This is a genomic window from Promicromonospora sp. AC04 (assembly GCF_003058225.1).
Lineage (GTDB): Bacteria > Actinomycetota > Actinomycetes > Actinomycetales > Cellulomonadaceae > Promicromonospora.
Window position 1 is genome coordinate 181,784 of record NZ_QBUG01000013.1, and the last position, 15,895, is coordinate 197,678.

General features: G+C 71.8%; 17 protein-coding genes and 1 pseudogene. 8 read left to right on the forward strand and 10 right to left on the reverse strand.

Annotation, left to right across the window (positions count from 1 at the left end; all coding sequences use genetic code 11):
* Positions 1-23: 23 nt before the first annotated feature.
* Positions 24-596: a TetR/AcrR family transcriptional regulator gene (locus C8K30_RS27195; RefSeq protein WP_108496026.1), complete on the reverse strand. Its 573-nt coding sequence runs from the start codon at positions 594-596 to the stop codon at positions 24-26.
* An 81-nt stretch (positions 597-677) separates the two neighbouring features.
* On the opposite strand from C8K30_RS27195, the gene C8K30_RS27200 reads away from it, so the two are divergent.
* From C8K30_RS27200 to C8K30_RS27210, 3 genes are all read left to right on the forward strand, one after another.
* Positions 678-1,079 carry a PaaI family thioesterase gene (locus tag C8K30_RS27200; protein WP_108496027.1) on the forward strand — a complete coding sequence of 134 codons (402 nt, stop codon included), beginning with the start codon at positions 678-680 and terminating at the stop codon, positions 1,077-1,079.
* 147 nt (positions 1,080-1,226) lie between these two features.
* Entirely contained in the window at positions 1,227-3,083 is a 1,857-nt protein-coding gene (locus C8K30_RS27205) for a serine/threonine-protein kinase (protein WP_158281134.1), read from the forward strand.
* Positions 3,084-3,155: 72 nt separating this feature from the next.
* On the forward strand, positions 3,156-3,950 hold the full coding sequence (locus C8K30_RS27210; RefSeq protein ID WP_108496029.1) for a hypothetical protein: 795 nt from the start codon (positions 3,156-3,158) through the stop codon (positions 3,948-3,950).
* Positions 3,951-3,954: 4 nt separating this feature from the next.
* Here the strand turns inward: C8K30_RS27210 and C8K30_RS27215 are convergent, their stop codons facing one another.
* Both C8K30_RS27215 and C8K30_RS27220 read right to left on the reverse strand, forming a co-directional pair.
* On the reverse strand, positions 3,955-5,592 hold the full coding sequence (locus C8K30_RS27215; protein ID WP_108496030.1) for a hypothetical protein: 1,638 nt from the start codon (positions 5,590-5,592) through the stop codon (positions 3,955-3,957).
* A 184-nt stretch (positions 5,593-5,776) separates the two neighbouring features.
* Positions 5,777-6,532: a helix-turn-helix domain-containing protein gene (locus tag C8K30_RS27220; RefSeq protein ID WP_108496031.1), complete on the reverse strand. Its 756-nt coding sequence runs from the start codon at positions 6,530-6,532 to the stop codon at positions 5,777-5,779.
* Between the two features lie 243 nt (positions 6,533-6,775).
* Between C8K30_RS27220 and C8K30_RS27225 the strand changes: the two genes are divergently transcribed.
* Both C8K30_RS27225 and C8K30_RS27230 read left to right on the forward strand, forming a co-directional pair.
* On the forward strand, positions 6,776-7,441 hold the full coding sequence (locus C8K30_RS27225) for a DUF4097 family beta strand repeat-containing protein (protein WP_108496032.1): 666 nt from the start codon (positions 6,776-6,778) through the stop codon (positions 7,439-7,441).
* Positions 7,442-7,491: 50 nt separating this feature from the next.
* Positions 7,492-8,307, forward strand: coding sequence for an alpha/beta fold hydrolase (locus C8K30_RS27230; protein WP_108496033.1), 816 nt, complete (start codon positions 7,492-7,494; stop codon positions 8,305-8,307).
* 119 nt (positions 8,308-8,426) lie between these two features.
* On the opposite strand, the gene C8K30_RS27235 is transcribed toward C8K30_RS27230, so the two are convergent.
* The 4 genes from C8K30_RS27235 to C8K30_RS27250 form a co-directional block, all read right to left on the reverse strand.
* On the reverse strand, positions 8,427-9,317 hold the full coding sequence (locus C8K30_RS27235; protein ID WP_108496034.1) for an endo alpha-1,4 polygalactosaminidase: 891 nt from the start codon (positions 9,315-9,317) through the stop codon (positions 8,427-8,429).
* Between the two features lie 102 nt (positions 9,318-9,419).
* Complete coding sequence (locus C8K30_RS27240) at positions 9,420-10,070, reverse strand: SDR family oxidoreductase (protein WP_108496035.1); 651 nt, start codon at positions 10,068-10,070, stop codon at positions 9,420-9,422.
* A gap of 54 nt (positions 10,071-10,124) precedes the next feature.
* On the reverse strand, positions 10,125-10,871 hold the full coding sequence (locus C8K30_RS27245; protein ID WP_108496036.1) for an ABC transporter permease subunit: 747 nt from the start codon (positions 10,869-10,871) through the stop codon (positions 10,125-10,127).
* A complete protein-coding gene (locus C8K30_RS27250; RefSeq protein ID WP_108496037.1) occupies positions 10,868-11,758 on the reverse strand; it encodes an ABC transporter ATP-binding protein in 891 nt (296 codons plus the stop codon). The genes C8K30_RS27245 and C8K30_RS27250 overlap by 4 nt, the downstream gene beginning before the upstream one ends.
* Positions 11,759-11,893: 135 nt before the next feature.
* On the opposite strand from C8K30_RS27250, the gene C8K30_RS27255 reads away from it, so the two are divergent.
* A complete protein-coding gene (locus tag C8K30_RS27255) occupies positions 11,894-12,589 on the forward strand; it encodes a response regulator transcription factor (protein ID WP_255415790.1) in 696 nt (231 codons plus the stop codon).
* Positions 12,555-14,096, forward strand: coding sequence for a sensor histidine kinase (locus C8K30_RS27260; RefSeq protein WP_108496038.1), 1,542 nt, complete (start codon positions 12,555-12,557; stop codon positions 14,094-14,096). Before C8K30_RS27255 ends, C8K30_RS27260 begins: the two co-directional genes overlap by 35 nt.
* Here the strand turns inward: C8K30_RS27260 and C8K30_RS27265 are convergent.
* Positions 14,091-14,477: a VOC family protein gene (locus C8K30_RS27265; protein WP_108496039.1), complete on the reverse strand. Its 387-nt coding sequence runs from the start codon at positions 14,475-14,477 to the stop codon at positions 14,091-14,093. The genes C8K30_RS27260 and C8K30_RS27265 overlap by 6 nt on opposite strands.
* Before the next feature lie 246 nt (positions 14,478-14,723).
* Positions 14,724-15,131 carry a MarR family winged helix-turn-helix transcriptional regulator gene (locus C8K30_RS27270; protein WP_199230727.1) on the reverse strand — a complete coding sequence of 136 codons (408 nt, stop codon included), beginning with the start codon at positions 15,129-15,131 and terminating at the stop codon, positions 14,724-14,726.
* A 114-nt stretch (positions 15,132-15,245) separates the two neighbouring features.
* Between C8K30_RS27270 and C8K30_RS27275 the strand changes: the two genes are divergently transcribed.
* Positions 15,246-15,611 (forward strand): VOC family protein, encoded by a 366-nt coding sequence (locus tag C8K30_RS27275; protein WP_108496041.1) that lies wholly within the window; start codon positions 15,246-15,248, stop codon positions 15,609-15,611.
* Positions 15,612-15,794: 183 nt separating this feature from the next.
* On the opposite strand, the pseudogene C8K30_RS27280 reads toward C8K30_RS27275, so the two are convergent.
* Positions 15,795-15,895 (reverse strand): annotated as a pseudogene (locus C8K30_RS27280) (ABC transporter permease); the annotation flags it as partial.

A 15,895-nucleotide genomic window follows, 5' to 3' on the forward strand; every position in this document is an offset into this window, starting at 1 on the left:
CCGCCGGACGTTCGCCCCGGATGTCAGCGCAGCGACGTCCGGACGATCCCGGCGACCACGCCCGGGAGGTCCGCCGGGATCGGCTTGTCGCCGCTCAGGTACCGCCGCACCGCGGCATAGGGCAGGTCGACGACGACCAGGAGGAGCTCGGTGGTCGTCACCGACGTCTTGGCGCGAACCCGACGGGTCAGACCGCGGATCGCCTCGTTCCAGCGCCCGCTCTCGGCCGACTCGGTCTCGCGGGCCGCCTCGGGCCAGGCCTCGGCGTCGAACCGCGAGCGGCCCGCGAGCAGCACGTGCGCGTGGGCCGGCTCGGCCTGGCACCACCGCACGGTGTAGGCGGCGAGCGCGGCAGCCGCCTCGACCGGGTCTCCCTCGAACAGCGGGTACGCGTCGCGGTGGTAGCTCTCGATCGCACGGTTCCACAGAGCGGCGAGCAGCGCTGGACGGTCGGGAAACCGGTAGTAGAGGGAGCCGCTCGGCACGCCGGCCTCGCGGATGACCGCCGCCATCGTGACCTTCGCGAGCCCGCCCTCGCCGAGGATCCGGCCGGCCGCGTCGAGGATCACCGAGGTGTCGTGGGTCGGGCGGGGCATGCGTTGACGGTACTCCAGCGCGTCGTTAGAGTTCCGTCTCTAGAGAGAGATCTCTACAAGGACATCTTCGAGAGGAACCCCATGACGCTCACCCCGGACGAGGTCTACGCGGCAGCGCCGTTCGTCAAGACGCTCGGCGTCGAGCTCGACCAGATCACGCCGGAGGCCGTCGTCGGGCGACTGCCGTACTCGCAGCCCCTGTCCACCGTCGGCGGCGGCCTGCACGGTGGGGCACTGATGGGGCTGGCCGACGGCACGGCCGCCGTCTGCGCCTCGGTCAACGGTGAGCCGGGCGCCCTGCCCGCCACCGTCGACTCCACCACTCACTTCCTGCGCCCCGTCGCGGGGCAGGCCACCGCCACGGCCGTGCCGATCAGGTCGAGCAGCAAGCAGGTCCTCGTCGAGGTCAGGGTGACCGACGAGTCCGGCGCGCTGTGCGTGCACGTGCTCCAGACGGTGCGCCTGGTCTACCCGGGGGCGTAGCACCTCGATCCGGGCGTAGCGGCCCGGGCTCGGGACCCCTCCCGAAACCTGACTTCACCCCCTGTTCTCCCCGATCACCGTGCACTAGCGTCGTTCCAGCACAAAGCATGGATGGGCCTTGTCAGTCCAGCAGGGGGAGAACGACACGTGCACACCGGGCAGATCGTGGGCGGCCGGTACCGGCTCGAGGATCGCCTCGGGTCAGGCGGCCACGGAGAGGTGTGGCGCGCCGCCGACCTGAAGCTGCACGAGCGGCCGGTCGCGCTCAAGCGCACGCGGTACGACGGCGACGACAGCGGCGCCGACCGGGTCCGCCGCGAGGCCGAGACCCTCTCTCGGATCAACCACCCGCACGTGGTCGCCGTGTCCGACGTGGTCGACGACGGCGGCGAGGTGTGGGTGGTCATGGAGTACGTGGCCGGCCGGCCGCTCTCCGAGATCGGGCGGGTATCGGTGGAGGAGGCCGCCCGCTACGGCGCCCAGCTCGCCGGCGGCCTCGAGGCGGTGCACGCGCACCGGGTACTGCACCGGGACGTAAAGCCCGCGAACATCCTGGTGACCGACGACGGGTTCGCGAAGCTCGCCGACTTCGGCATCTCCCGCCCGCTGCACAACGACGAGACGGTCACCGCAACGGGCGCGCTCACCGGGACCCCCGGCTACCTGGCGCCCGAGGTGGCCAAGGGCGGGCGGTTCACCGAGGCCGCCGACGTCTGGTCGCTCGGCGCGACCCTGTACCACACGCTCGAAGGCACCACGCCGTTCGGCGACGACAACGCGCACGCCCTGCTGTGGAAGACGGTCTCCGAGGAGGTCAGGCCGCCCACGAGGGCCGGCGGCATGGCGCCCGTCATGCTGCGGATGCTGGCCAAGAAGCCCGGCGAACGGCCGCGCCTCCGGGAGGCGCGCCAGGAGCTGGCGATCCTGGCCGGCGACCCGACGGCGGGCGTCGGGCCGGAGCCGAGCGGAGTGCCCCGGCGCCCCCGATGGGTCCTCGCGGCGGTCGGCGCCGCCGTCGTGCTGGTTGCCGCGATCTCCACCGCCGTCTGGATCGCCCTTGACCGCGGCGACACGCCCGGTGTGGAAGCGAGCACGGGCAGCATCGACGGCGCCGCGAACGCCCCCGCCCCGAGCGTGGCGGGAGAGAGCGACGGCATCATCGGCGACCCGGTGACCGCCGACCCGTGCGCGCTCCTCGACGTAGAGGCGCTCGGCGCGTTCGGCCTTACCCGGGTCCGCACCGACCATGCCGAGCTCAACCGCTGCGACGTCGTCGTGACGAGCAACGACTCCGCCGTGACCGCGGTCAGCGCCAAGATCTGGCACAACAACGAGGATCCCGCCGAGCCGAACCGACGGGTCGGCGGGATCACAGTGGTGGACGAGGAAGACGACATGCCCGAGGAGTGCAGCCGCGCGCTCTTCCTGCCCGGCGGCGACTACAACATCTCGCTGGACGCGGAGGTGGAGGCGGGCGAGGTCGACGACCTGTGCGCCCTCGCCGACGCGACAGTGAACCAGGCCACCACCGTGCTCAACGACGGACAGCTCCCCCGCCGCGAGCGGACCCCCGACCCGGCGTCGCTCTACACGCAGAGCGCGTGCGACCTGCTGGCCGGAGAGCCGCTCGAACGGCTGCCCGGCGTCGTCGCCGACCGGCCCACCGTCGGGTTCGCCGAGTGGGAGTGCAAGTGGGGGACGGACGACGGCAAGGAGCTGACCGCGCGGTTCCAGTTCAACGACCCGCTCTCGGAGGACAGCGGCGAGCGCTTCGTCCTCAGCGGGCACGAGGTGTTCAACGAGGGCGACTCGTGGACCGCGACGTCGTGTCTGGTGTCCATCGTGAACCGCGTGGCGGTCAGCGCGGACGGCGACGGCGACATCGTCGCCGAGCTGGTCCGGCTCCACCTCGAGGCCGACGGCGACGAGTCGGTCGACGAGCTCTGCGACGTCCTCCTGGACATCGCGCAGCCGGTGGCCGCGAGGCTTCCGGCGGTGTCCTGACCGAGTGGCGTCGGGAGGGGTCCCCGGGACGGCGTGCCACGCTCGCGACGACCAGAACACTTGGAGATCGCCATGACGGACATCCCGCAGACGGAGGGCACGGAACCGCTCTCCGCCAGCCACGCGAGCCTGGCCTTCGGCATACCGACGTCGGAGCCGGGCACCATCTATGCCCTGTCCGTGTCCGGCGGCGTCCGGCTCGGGGCCCGCGAGGAGCGGTCGGTGGTGTTCGGGCGCAACCGTCCCGAGGTGCACGTGTGCGTCGGCGAGGACGATCTGCGGATCAGCCGTAGCCAGGGCACCGTCACGTTCCGCGGCGGCCAGTGGTGGCTCACCAACACCGGGAACCGGGCGCTCCAGCTCCCCCGCTCCATGACGCTGTTCCCCGAGGACGGCCCCTACCCCGTCGACGCGGGGTACACGCCCGTCTTCGTCAACGGCACGGCACGACGCCGGCACCTGCTCGAGCTGTACGTCGCCGGGGAGGACGGGCGCCTGCCCCGGCCGGCGCCCGACGCGACGACGCTGCGCGACAAGCCGTGGCAGCTCCGCGCCGACGAACGGCTGGCCCTGGTCTCGCTCGCGCAGAAGTACCTGCTGCACGAGGCCTACCCGCAGCCCTCCACCTGGCAGCAGGTCGCCGTCGACCTCGGCGCGCTGCGGCCCGAGGAGCAGTGGAGCGGCAAGCGCGTGGAGCACCTCGTGTCGGGTGTCCGACGTCGGCTGTCGCGCGCGGGCGTGCCCGGGCTGACCCGCGAGGAGGTCGGGGAGCCGGTGGGCAACATGCTCAACCACAACCTGGTCACGGAGCTGCTGCAGACCCGCACCCTGGTCCCACCCGACGTCCTGCTCCTGGAAGACCTCTGACCCGTCAGCTCTGGTAGACCTCGAACATTCCGCGGACCTCCGCGGAGGTGAACGACGACCGCTTCTTGTCCGGCGGGACGAAGATGCCGGTGTACGACTCGACCAGGATGCTCGGCGGGCAGGGCTCCCCGAACTCGTCCGAGAAGGCCGCGACCCGCCGGCCCGTCCGGATCTCGTAGAGCTTCACGTCGAACCGGCTCGCGTAGAACCGGACGTCGGAGACCCCGAACACGCCCAGGTCGCTCTCGTACGCACAGGTCTCCTGGTACGAGCCCTCCTTGGGCCCGTCGACGCAGGCCACGAGCACCATGTCCTCGATGCTGTTCGCCATCCAGGAGCGCGGGAAGTCGTGCGCCTCCGGGTGGATGCCGTAGACCCGCATCGGGTTGCCGCCGCTGCGCTGGTACGGCTCGGCGCCCCGGTACGGAGAGGGGTTGGCGCAGTACCGGCCGGCGGTCAGCAGGCCCCGTACCTCCTTGCGCTGGATACCCGTGATCACGTCGTACAGCTCGTCGGAGGCCTCGTCTGCCCTGTGGTCCGCACGGAAGTCGTGCAGGAACGCCTCGTAGGTGTGGCGCGACGCCGTCAGCTCGTCCGCGTCGGACAGGTCCCGGGCGCACCCGAGGACCCGCCTCGGCACCTCGTCCGACGCCGCGGCGACGGGCTCGGCGAGCGCCGGGGGCTCCCAGCCCTGCCCGTCGACCCATTCGACGACGTCGCGGGCCGCGCAGTTGTCCGGGTCCTCGGCGAGGTCGGCCAGGAAGGCCTCGACGGTCTGCGACACCTGGTCGGCCTGGTCTGGGTGGGCCTCGAGCGTCGTCGTGAGCTGCGCAAAGCCGCCCTCCAGGGACTCCTGGTCGACGTAACCGGCGTCGTACGCGGCATCGAGCAGGAGCTCGGCACGCCGGATCCCGGAGCCCGCCCACAGCGCCCTCGGGTCGTCCATGTACACCTGGAGCGCCGCTGCGGCCCCCAGCAACTGCGGCGGGTCCTGCTCGGCGAGCCGAAGGGCGCCCAGCAGCCGCCCGCAGGTCTCCAGGTCCGCCTCGCCGTCGAGCGCCTTCGAGGCGTTCACCACGCGGTCAGCAGGGCCGATGTCGTCCAGCAGCTGGGTCGCCCGCTCGCAGTCGCCGGCCGCGTGGGCCTCGGCGGCGTCGTCCACCGTCCGCGCCGTGCCGATCCGCAGCCCGACGACGGTCGCGACCAGCGCCATGACCACCACACCCGCGACGATGCGCAGCGTCATCGGCCGCCCGGTCGGCTCACCACGCCGCACACGCGTGAGCCACCAGCCGTGCGCGAGCATCGCGAGCCACCACACCGCGAGCACTATCAACCAGGCCGGCGATCCGGGAGCGGCCGCGAGGATGACGACCAGCAGCGCCGTACCGGCCAGCGCCGTGCAGACGAGCCCCCACCGCCGCAGGAACGCATAGCCGAGGCCGAGCAGGGTCGCGTTGCCGAGCAGCACCGCGAGCCGGTCGGCCGTCGGGCGCTCGGGCCGCACGGTGACGGAGCTCCAGGGATCCTCGGGCGGCCCCGCCGGGGACGGCGCGGCGTCGGACGGCTCGTCGGCCGGCCGGACGACGTAGGGCGAGCTCGCCTCGCCGTCTGCGGAGGGCGTGCCGCTCTCGGGATCCATGGAGTGCTCCTTTTGTCGGGTCCGCGCCCAGTGAAGCGTAGACCGTCCGGGACCCCTCCCGGGAGGCCTAAACACCAGGTCAGGATGCCGAAAGCCGGCTACAACCGGGCTCGCCCGACACGCTGAACGGCGACGAGTTCCCTCATGTGAGCGCCTCGCCCGCCACTGCGGCCGTCCGCGAGGATCAGCGTGAAGATGGACCTGGCTGGGCAGTGTCGTTCGAGGTTGTCCCGGGCCTGGTGTGGAGGACCTCGCGGGCCTGTTCGGCGGCGCGGATGATGCTCTCGCTGATGAAGTCGAGGAAGCGCGCGATGTTCTCCAGACGAGCGGCGGCGGGGCTCTGCGGACCGAGGATGGCGACGCCCTGCCGTGCGGTCTCGGCGAGCTGGTCGTTGGCCCGGGCGCTGGCGATGGTCGACTGGTACCAGACGTCGTTGTCGGCGAAGTAGCGCTCGCGGCGGCCTTCGGCGCGTTCGCGGCGCACGAGGCCCTGCCCCTCGAGGAACGTGATCGCCTTGGAGACGGACGCCGGGCTGACCTGGAGGCGCTGGACGAGCTCGGCGGCGGTGAGGCTGCCCGCGTCGGTGGTGAACAGGCAGGTCAGCACACCGGCCGGCATCTTGGACAGGCCCGAGGCCATGAGGACGGTGGTGAGCGTCTCCTCGTAGGCGGCCACGGCCTCGGCGTCGCGCCCGTGGGCCTGCGGTGGCGCCTGTGACCCGCGGGGTACGGCCGGTCGGCTCCGTCGGACGCGGCGTTCGGTGGCGCGGTGGGCCAGGTCGGCGCGATAGCCGGTGGGGCCGCCGTTCCGCATCACCTCACGCGTGACCGTCGAGGTCGGGCGGTCGAGACGCCTGGCGATCTCCGCGTAGGCGAGGTTGTCTGCCAGCCCCAGCGCGATCTGCTGGCGCTCCTGCCTGGTGAGTCTGCCTCCCGGCATCGCGATCTCCTAGTGATCCTCGTGGTCGCCCCTGACTCCCCCACCTTAGCGTTCACTCCCATCCATTGCAACGAGAGAGGCAGCGAGCGTTGCGTTATCTTCACGGCCGTTGCAACACTTTATCCGCTCTGACCTGGCGCTATGTCCGATCTATGCAACATTGTTGTTGCCTGGTCTTGGAAAGCAACGTAGCGTTTCCGGTATCAGAAACACACGGACCACCAAGCACAGGAGCTGATCACGATGCAGAAGTTCACCACCCCCACCCCGATCTCCGCCGTCCTGGACATCCCCGCCGGACGCATCCAGTTCATCGCCGCCGACCGCGCCGACACCACCGTCGAGGTCCTGCCCACCAACCCGGCGAAGAACCGCGACGTCCGGACCGCCGAGCAGACCACCGTCGTCTACGCCGACGGCGTCCTGCAGGTCCGGACCGCCGAGCCCAAGAACCAGCTCGTCGGCCACTCCGGCTCGGTGGAGGTCACCGTCCAGCTGCCCGCCGGCTCGCACGTCGAGGGCAGGTCCGCCGCTTCTGAGCTCCGCGCCGTCGGCCGCCTCGGCAACGTCGCGTTCGAAGGCGCATACCACCGGATCAAGATCGACGAGGCGGCAAGCGTCCGCCTCACGGCGATCGACGGCGACGTCGAGGTCGGCCGGCTCAGCGGCCTCGCGGAGATCAGCACCGCGCGGGGTGACATCCGGGTCTCCGAGGCCGCGACCGGCACGGTCGTGCTCCGGACCCAGTCCGGCGACATCTCGATCGCCGCCGCCGGCGGCGTCTCGGCCACCCTCGACGCCGGCACCGACTACGGCCGCATCAGCAACGCCCTCAAGAACGACGGCACCGCTGGGCTCGACATCCGTGCCACCACGTCCCACGGCGACATCACCGCCCGCAGCCTCTGAGGCACCCAAAGCGGGACCAGAACCAGACCGACCGACACCAGGAGAAGAAGATGACGACCAGCACTTCCTCAACCGACTCGACCTGGACCGGCATGGTGCCGGTCGAAGACACCGCTCTCGCCGTCACCGACACCGGCGGCTCCGGCATCCCGGTGGTCTACCTCAACGGCCAGTTCGCCACGCAGGGGTACTGGCGCCACACCATCGCCGAGCTGGGCACGGGATGGCGGCACATCACCTACGACGAGCGGGCTCGCGGCACGAAGTCGAAGCGTTCGGCGGACTACTCGTTCGAGGCCGCCGTCCGGGACGTCGATGCCGTTCTCGCCGCCCGGGGCGTGGACAGGGCCGTGCTGGTGGGCTGGTCCTACGGCGCGGTCGTCGCGGCACACTGGGCCGCCCGCAACCCGGACCGTGCCCTGGGCGCGGTGCTGGTCGACGGCGCGTTCCCGCACGACTGGCTCGACGATGCAATGGCTCAGCGGATCCGCAAGCTGTTCCGGCGGATGCGCCCGATCACCTGGCTGCTGCGCCCGACGGGCCTGACACCCGGGATGACCGCCGCGCAGCAGGCCGAGAGCAACATCGAGCTCGGCGTGCTGTCCCGTGAGCGCGAGCTCGGTCCCGTGCTGGACAGCATCACCGTCCCGACACGGTACGTGGTCGCTTCGGGGACGTCCCTCGGCAGCCGCGGTGACGAGCAGGAGGTGATCCGCGCCGGCCTCGACGCGGTGACCGTCCGCAACCCGAACATCAAGATCAGCGCGAAGGTCGCCAGCAACCACGGCGCCCTCCTCAAGAAGGACGCCCCGGCCATCGCCGAGGCCGTACGCGAGGCCGCCGTCGTCGAACGCTCAGGACATTGAAGACCAGCTTCACCGTGTCCGTCCCGCGCAAGGACCGCCGTCCTTCGCGCGGGACGGACGCGGTGAAGCTCTGGCACTTCTCCTGATCGGAGTGTTCCCGGCACCGCGCCACCGGGAGCTCAGCACTGCTCGTACGCGTACGCCTCGCCGTCGGGGCCCACCAGGTCGCGGTCGCGCAGGATCGTCAGCGGCGCGCGGTCCGGGCCGGCGCAGACGGCGTCGAACCCGTCCGGGAGGTTGTCGGTGTACTCGACCTGGAGCACGTTCTCCCCGTAGACGCCGGTGTAGGCGCCGCACTCGTCGTAGGCCGCGCACTCCTCGGTCACGGCGAAGTCGAACCCGAGCTCGCGCCCGTCCGTCGTCGCCTCCGCGGCATTCTTCTGCCCGATCGCGAGGCCCGCCTCGTGCGCGACGTCGAGGTAGGAGCCGGCGAGCGCCAGGGCGTCCGCCTTCTCGATCAGGCCCGTGCTCGGTTCGGTGAACCGCGTCCAGGTGTCGAGGTTGTCGATCTCGATCGCGTCGAAGCCCGTCTCGGCGCACCCGGTGATCACGGGGCCGAGGATGTCGAGGACGCGGCCGCGCTTCGTATCGGTCGACGGGTCCAGGACGTACTCGTCGGGCCAGTCCGGGTCCACGACGAGCTCCCCGGCCGCGTCGTGGAGCAGCAGGTCCTCGTTGCCGTCGAGCCAGAGGTCCGCCTCGCCGGGCTGGGTCTGGAACCCGTTGACGTAGCAGACGTTGTAGGCGTCGGCGGCGGGTTCGGCGGTCGCGTCCCGCACGACGACGTCGAGCCCGCCGTCGAGCTCGTAGGCGGTGCCGAGCTGGTAGTCGAACCGGCCGGTCGTGGGCGGGAGCGTAACGGCCGCGGCGTCGGCTGCGCTCGTGGACTCGGCACTCTGGGACGCGGCGCTCTGACCTGCACCTTCATCCGCATCCTGACCCGCGTCAGGACCGCCCTGGCAGGCTGTGAGCGTAAGGACGACAAGCACTGCGACGATCACCTGGGGCATCTCCCGATCGTAGGTCTCACGAACTCGGCAGCTTGCATCGAGGTCGGTCCATCACTGGACCGACCTCGATGCAAACTGCCGACGTCACAGGAAGCTGCCTACCTACGGCCTGGCGGCGACCGCCTCCGCGATCGGGGTTCCGCCGTTGCCGAACGCGATGGTGCGCCCGACGGTGCCGCCGTCCGCCAGGACCGCTGCGATCACCCCGGCGACGTCGGCGCGCGCGACCCGGCCGTCGCCGGGGTCGGCCACCTCGATGAGCCCGGTGGGCTCGTCCAGCGTGAGCGGGCCGGGCTGGAGGATCGTGTAGTCGAGCTCGGAGGTGCGCAGGTGCTTGTCGGCCGCGGCCTTCGCCTCCGCGTAGGCGAAGAACGAGCTGCCCTCGGATACACCGTGGTCCGGACGGGCGCCGAGGTAGGACACCATGACGTAGCGCGACACGCCCTCGGCCTTCGCGGCCTCCATCGAGCGGATGGCGGCATCCCGGTCGACGGCGTAGGTGCGCTCCGGGCTTCCGCCCCCGGCGCCCGCCGACCAGACGACGGCGTCCTGCCCCTGCACCACGTCACCGAGCGCGGCGGCGTCGAGATGCTCGACGTCGGCTATCAGCGGGATGGCTCCCGTGGCCGCGACGTCGTCCGCGTGGTCCGGGTTGCGGATCACGCCCGTGACGACGTCGCCTCGCTCCACGAGCAGAGGGGCGAGCCGGAGCGCGATCTTGCCGTGGCCACCGAAGATCAGAACGCGGGACATGGTGCTTCCTTCCGTCAGGTTCGGCTCCAGGCTATGCCGGAAACCGAGCCCGGTTCAGGCGTCCCGGCGCCGCAGGACCCAGATCGCGGCCGCGATCGCGGCCCCCGCCCAGGCCAGGAGCGCGAGCCCGTCGGCCCACTGGCCCTCCATCAGCCGCCACCCGATGGGGCTGGGCGTCCAGTCACCGACGGTGTTGATCCACGGCGCGTCGACCCGCTCGGACAGCAGCCTCAGCAGCTCGGGAACCATGAGCAGGAGCAGCAGCATGATCGCGAGCGCCCCGGCGGTCCGGCGCACGAGCGTCGCCAGCCCCAGGGAGAACACGGCGAGCAGCGCCAGGTAGACCGACGCCGCGAGCACGGTCTCGGCCTGCGTCCCGTCGACGAGCGCGACCTCCCCGAACCGGGCCGCGGTGAGCAGGAGCCCGCCCCCGGTGACCAGCAGCGACGCCCCGAGCACGACGGCGCCCACGACAAGCGCCTTGGCGGCCATGATCCAGGTGCGGCGCGGCGTGCACGCCATGGTGACGGTGATCGACCGGGTGGCGATCTCGCCGGTGATCGCCACGATCCCGAACACCGCCAGGATGTACTGCACGAAGTACGACACCGCCCCCAGCACCGGAGTCAGGGCGTCGGGTGTGGTCGGGTCGCCGTCGCCGGACTCGAGGAGGCTCGTCAGCACGACGACCGCGGCGGCCCCGCCGAGGTACCACCAGGTGGAGCGCAGACTCCAGAGCTTGATCCACTCGGCGGCGATCGCGTCGCCGAGACCGGTCCGGACCGCTGGCAGCGCGCTCATGCCACACCTCCTGCGGTGTACTCCACGGCGTCGGCGGTCAGGCTCATGTAGGACTCCTCCAGCGTCGGTTCGGTCGCCTCCAGCCGGTGCAGCAGGAGGCCGAGCTCGTGGGCGAGCGCGCCGACCTCCTCGGGCCGCACGCCCGGGACGGTCAGCTCGTCGTCGCCGGTCCAGCGCACGTCGTCGAGCCGCTCCGCGAGCGCCTCCAGCCCGGGCCCGCGCACCCGCGAGCCGGTGGCGGTGAGCAGTTCCGACATCGGGGCGTCCGCGATGAGCTGTCCCCGGCCGAGCACCACGAGCCGGTCGGCGGTCTGCTGCATCTCGCTCATGAGGTGCGAGGACACGAACACGGTGCGCCCCTCGGCGGCGAGGCCGCGCAGCAGGGTGCGGATCCAGGTGACGCCGTCGGGGTCGAGGCCGTTGACGGGCTCGTCGAGCATGAGCACCTGCGGATCGCCCAGCAGCGCGCCGGCGATGCCGAGCCGCTGGCTCATGCCGAGCGAATAGGTACCGGCGCGGCGTCGGGCGGCGTCGGTCATGCCGGTGCGTTCCAGCACCTCGTCGACGCGGCGGGCGGGGATGCGCTGGCTGCGCGCCATGGCGCGCAGGTGGTCGCGGCCACTCCGGCCGGGGTGCACCGCCTTGGCGTCGAGCAGCGCGCCGACGGTGGTCAGCGGGCGCTCCAGGTCGGTGTACCGGAGTCCGCCGATCAACGCGGTGCCCGACGTCGGCGCGTCCAGGCCCAGGATCAGGCGCATCGTGGTGGACTTCCCGGCCCCGTTCGGGCCGAGGAAGCCGGTGACGCTCCCGGGTTCGAGGCGCAGGGTGAGGTCGTCGACGGCGGTCTTGTCGCCGTAGCGTTTCGTGAGGTTGGTCAGCTCGATCACCCGGTGAACGTACGGCGGGCGGCGGGCGCGCGGCGCCTGCCGATCGGCACCTGCACTACTGTCGTTCGTCAGGTCTTCGCGCCCGCGCGGCCCGACGGCGGCTGGGTGCCGCCGTCGTCCGGGTACCGTCGATCCGTGAGCGAGATCCGCGTCCTCCTGGCCGACGACGAGGCCATGATCCGCGCGGGCCTGCGCACCATCCTGACGTCCGCCGACGGCGTGGACGTGGTCGCCGAAGCCCCGGACGGCCTCGCCGCCGTCGCACTGGCCCGCACGCACCGGCCCGACGTCGCCGTCCTGGACATCCGCATGCCCCGCCTGGACGGGCTGGCCGCTGCCGAGGAGATCCGTCGCGCCGTCCCGGGTACCACGGTGCTGATGCTGACGACGTTCGGCGAGGACGAGTACATCACCGCGGCCCTGGCTGCCGGCGTGAGCGGGTTCCTGCTCAAGTCGGGCGACCCGGCCGAGCTCATCGCCGCGGTCCGAGCCGTGTACGACGGCGCGGCGTATCTCTCCCCGCGCGTCGCCGCCCGCGTGATCCGGCTCCTGGACGACAGCGGGCGGGGACCTGCCGGGTCGGCCGGCGCGGACCGCCGTCGGACACGGGCGCGTGAGCTGGTGGCGAGCCTGTCCCCGCGCGAGCGGGACGTGTTGGCGCTGCTGGGCGCGGGCCTGTCGAACGCGGAGATCGGGGCGCGCCTGTTCCTCGTGGAGGGCACCGTCAAGGCGTACGTCAGCTCGGCGCTGGCCCGGCTCGGGGTGCGCAACCGCGTGCAGGCCGCGGTGCTGGCACATGAGGCGGGGCTGGTCGGTGAGCCGGGTGCGTAGCCCGGTCTCCGGCACGCCGCGGGGCGCGTTCGGCGTTTCTGGCCGTCGACCCTGGGTGGTCCGGCTCGCGGTGGACGTCGCGCTGCTCGGCATGCTGATCGCGTTCGCGTTGGTCGGCGGCGAGCTCGAGGGCTCCGCCCCGTGGACCCGCACGGAGCTCGTCACGATTGCCGTGCCGATGCTCGTCGTGGCGGTGCTCCTCGCGCGCCGGTGGCCCGTGGTGGCCGCCGGCCTGCCGGGTGCGCTGTCGCTCATCGCGAGCGGGAACCTGTTCACCAGCCAGCTCGTCGTCGCCCAGTTCGCCTTTGCGTTCCTGCTCGGCCGCCGGACCGACGGGCGTCGCGCGCTGCTGGGCCTCGGCGCCGTGGTGGCCGGCCTGCTAGCAGTGTTCGCGCTGGTCATCGTCACTGGCGGAGCGCCAGGCACGGCGGACGACTGGTTCGAGATGCTCACCGGGCTCCTGCTGCAGGTCCTCATCCCGTGGGCAGCCGGGCAGTACGTGTACCAGCACGGCGAGCTCGTCCGCGCGGGGTGGGAACTGGCGGAACGGCTGGAGCGGGAGCAGAACCGCGCCGTCGGGCAGGCCCGCCTGCGTGAGCGCGCCCGCATCGCGAGCGACATGCACGACTCCCTGGGCCACGACCTCAGCCTCGTCGCCGTGCAGGCCGGGGCGCTGGAGGCGATCACCACCGACCCGGACCAGCGAGCCGCCTCGGCCCGGCTGCGCGAGTCGGCGGCCGCCGTCACCGAGCGGCTGCACGAGGTGGTGACGATGCTGCGGGACGACACCGAGCCCGCGCCCCGCGACGCGCCGCCCGGCCCTGCCGCGAACCCGGTCGAGGCGATCGCTGCGCTCGTGGACCGGGCAGCAGCATCGGGAATGCGGGTGACTCTCGACAGTGGCCGGGTTCCGGGCCCCGAACCCGTTTCTGGGCCGGAGCCGGGAGCCGGACACGGCTCAGGCCAGGAGCTGCTTCCGGATCCCGAAGGGGCGCGCGAGATCGCCCCGGACACGGCCCGCGCCGCCCACCGCGTGGTACAGGAGGCCCTCACGAACGCCGCCAAGCACGCGCCGGGCGCCGCCGTCCGGGTCGCCCTCGCACACGAGGACCCGGCCGACGGCTTCCTGGTCGTCACCGTGACGAACGACGCCCCGCCCCGCCCGCCGTCCGGCAGTGGCACGGGATACGGGCTGATCGGGCTGGACGAACGGGTCCGGCTCGCCGGCGGCGTCCTGACCACTGGCCCAATGCCAGACGGCGGCTTCGCCGTCACCGCACGCCTTCCCCTTCATCGCGGGGACGCTCATAGCGCGGACGCCGAGACGCCCGACCGGTACGGCGCCGCGCCAGCCGTCCTCCCCGCCCGCCAGGAAGGCACCGCCCACACGGAGCTCGCCGCCGCCCGCGCCCGGCTCCGCCGCGGCATGCTCGTCACGTTCTGGACGCCGACGCTCGCGGGCATCGCGCTCATTGCGGCGTACCTGCTCGGCGGCGGGCGTCTATGAACCTGCCTGCAGGTAGGGCTTGGTGATCAGCTCGACGTAGTGGCCGGCCGGGTCCAGCAGGTAGACGCCCCGCCCGCCGTGCCCGGTGTTGGTCTCCCCCGGCAGCGTCCGTTGCGGGTCGGCCCAGTGGTCGCGCTGCTCGGCCTGGATCCTGGCGTAGGCGCGGTCGAAGTGCGCGTCGTCCATCAGGAACGCGTAGTGCTGCGGTGGGAAGTCGATCGGCGGCGCGGCGAACTGCAGCAGGAAGCCGTCGTCGAACTGCAGGTTGGTGAACGGGCCCCAGGAGGACGCGTCCTTGATCTCGAGGAGGTCGCGGTAGAAGGCGGCGGATGCTGCCGTGTCCTTGGCCGCGACGATGGTGTGGTTGAAGCTGGCGGTCATTGTCATCTCTCTGTCGGTTGGTCGTTCCTGGCATATGGCTTCAGGAACCCGACGGAGGGCCGCGGGCAGCAGCGTTGCTGCGCGGCACCGATGGCGTCAGACGACGACCGGATAGCCCGTCTGTGCGCGGCTGCGAGCAGCCTGACCGGTCATCACGGCGGCGAGGCTAACAGCGGCTGTGTGCGCGGGGCAACGAAGATCACCAACTTTCGTGAACCCGCCAGTCCGAGTCGCAGCGTCACGGACTCACCCCTCCGACGCCGTCAGCGTGTCCCGACAGGCAGCAAGACTGTCCCGCAGCTGTACCAGCCGCTCTCCGTCGAGCTTCTCCGTCATCCGGTTCACGATGCCCGCCACCTGCCCGTGCGCTTCATCGAGGAGCGCCACCGCCGGCCCGGAGAGCGACGCCGCGAGCTCGCGGCGCGGGCCGGGCTGATCGGACCGCTCGACGAGCCCCCGCTGGACCAGCCCCTGCAGCAGGACGTTCATCGACTGCCGAGACACGAACGCCCGGCGGGCCAGCTCGGAGCTCGTGATCCCCGGGCTGTCGTGCAGCGCCCGGAGGCAGGCGTACTGCGCCACGTTGAGCCCGAGGGGCCGCAGCACCTCGTCCATGCGCTGGTGCAGCACGGCCTGGGTCTCCTTGATAAGCACCCCGAGCTCCTCCGGCAACGTGGGTAGACCTCGATCCGTCATGTCAATAGTTTGACACATCGTCGAGACGAGTGTCAGGCTATTGACACTTGCCCGACACGAAGGAGCTTTCCCATGACTACCGGACCCGACTTTGTCTCTTTCCAGGTGCGTGACCTGGAGGCCTCCGCGGCGTTCTACGAGAACGTCGTAGGCCTGCGGCAGGTACCCACGCCGAATCCCGAGGCCGCGGTGTTCGCGTCCGCCGGTGTCGCGTTCGCCGTACGCACGCCGCTCCCTGGCGTCGACCTGGACGCGGCGGCGCAGCTCGGCGCCGGTATCGGCGTGTGGTTCCACGACGATGACGCCGCCGGCCTGCACGAGAAGCTCCGCGACCAGCAGGTCCCGATCGTCCAGGAACCGTTCGACGGCCCCTTCGGCACGACGTTCTCGTTCCGCGACCCCGACGGCTACGTCGTCACCATCCACAGCAAGGCCTGACCGGGCCCGACATCAAGCGGCGAAGGCCAGCGCAAGGAACGCCCGCCTCCGCCGCAACGTGCCGGCATCGCGCCCTCGTCCTCATCGACTGGGAGCACGTCGGCGTCGGCCCCGTGGGTTCGCCGCGGCAACGACAAGCCCCTCCGTCTCGCCGGGAGACGGAGGGGCTTGTTCGGGTTTGCCTCAGCTGATCTTGCGGCGGTAGGTGGTCATGGCGAAGGCGTAGGCGATGGCGAGGATGCCGACGCACCAGGCCAGGGCGATCCAGATGTCGGTGCCGACGG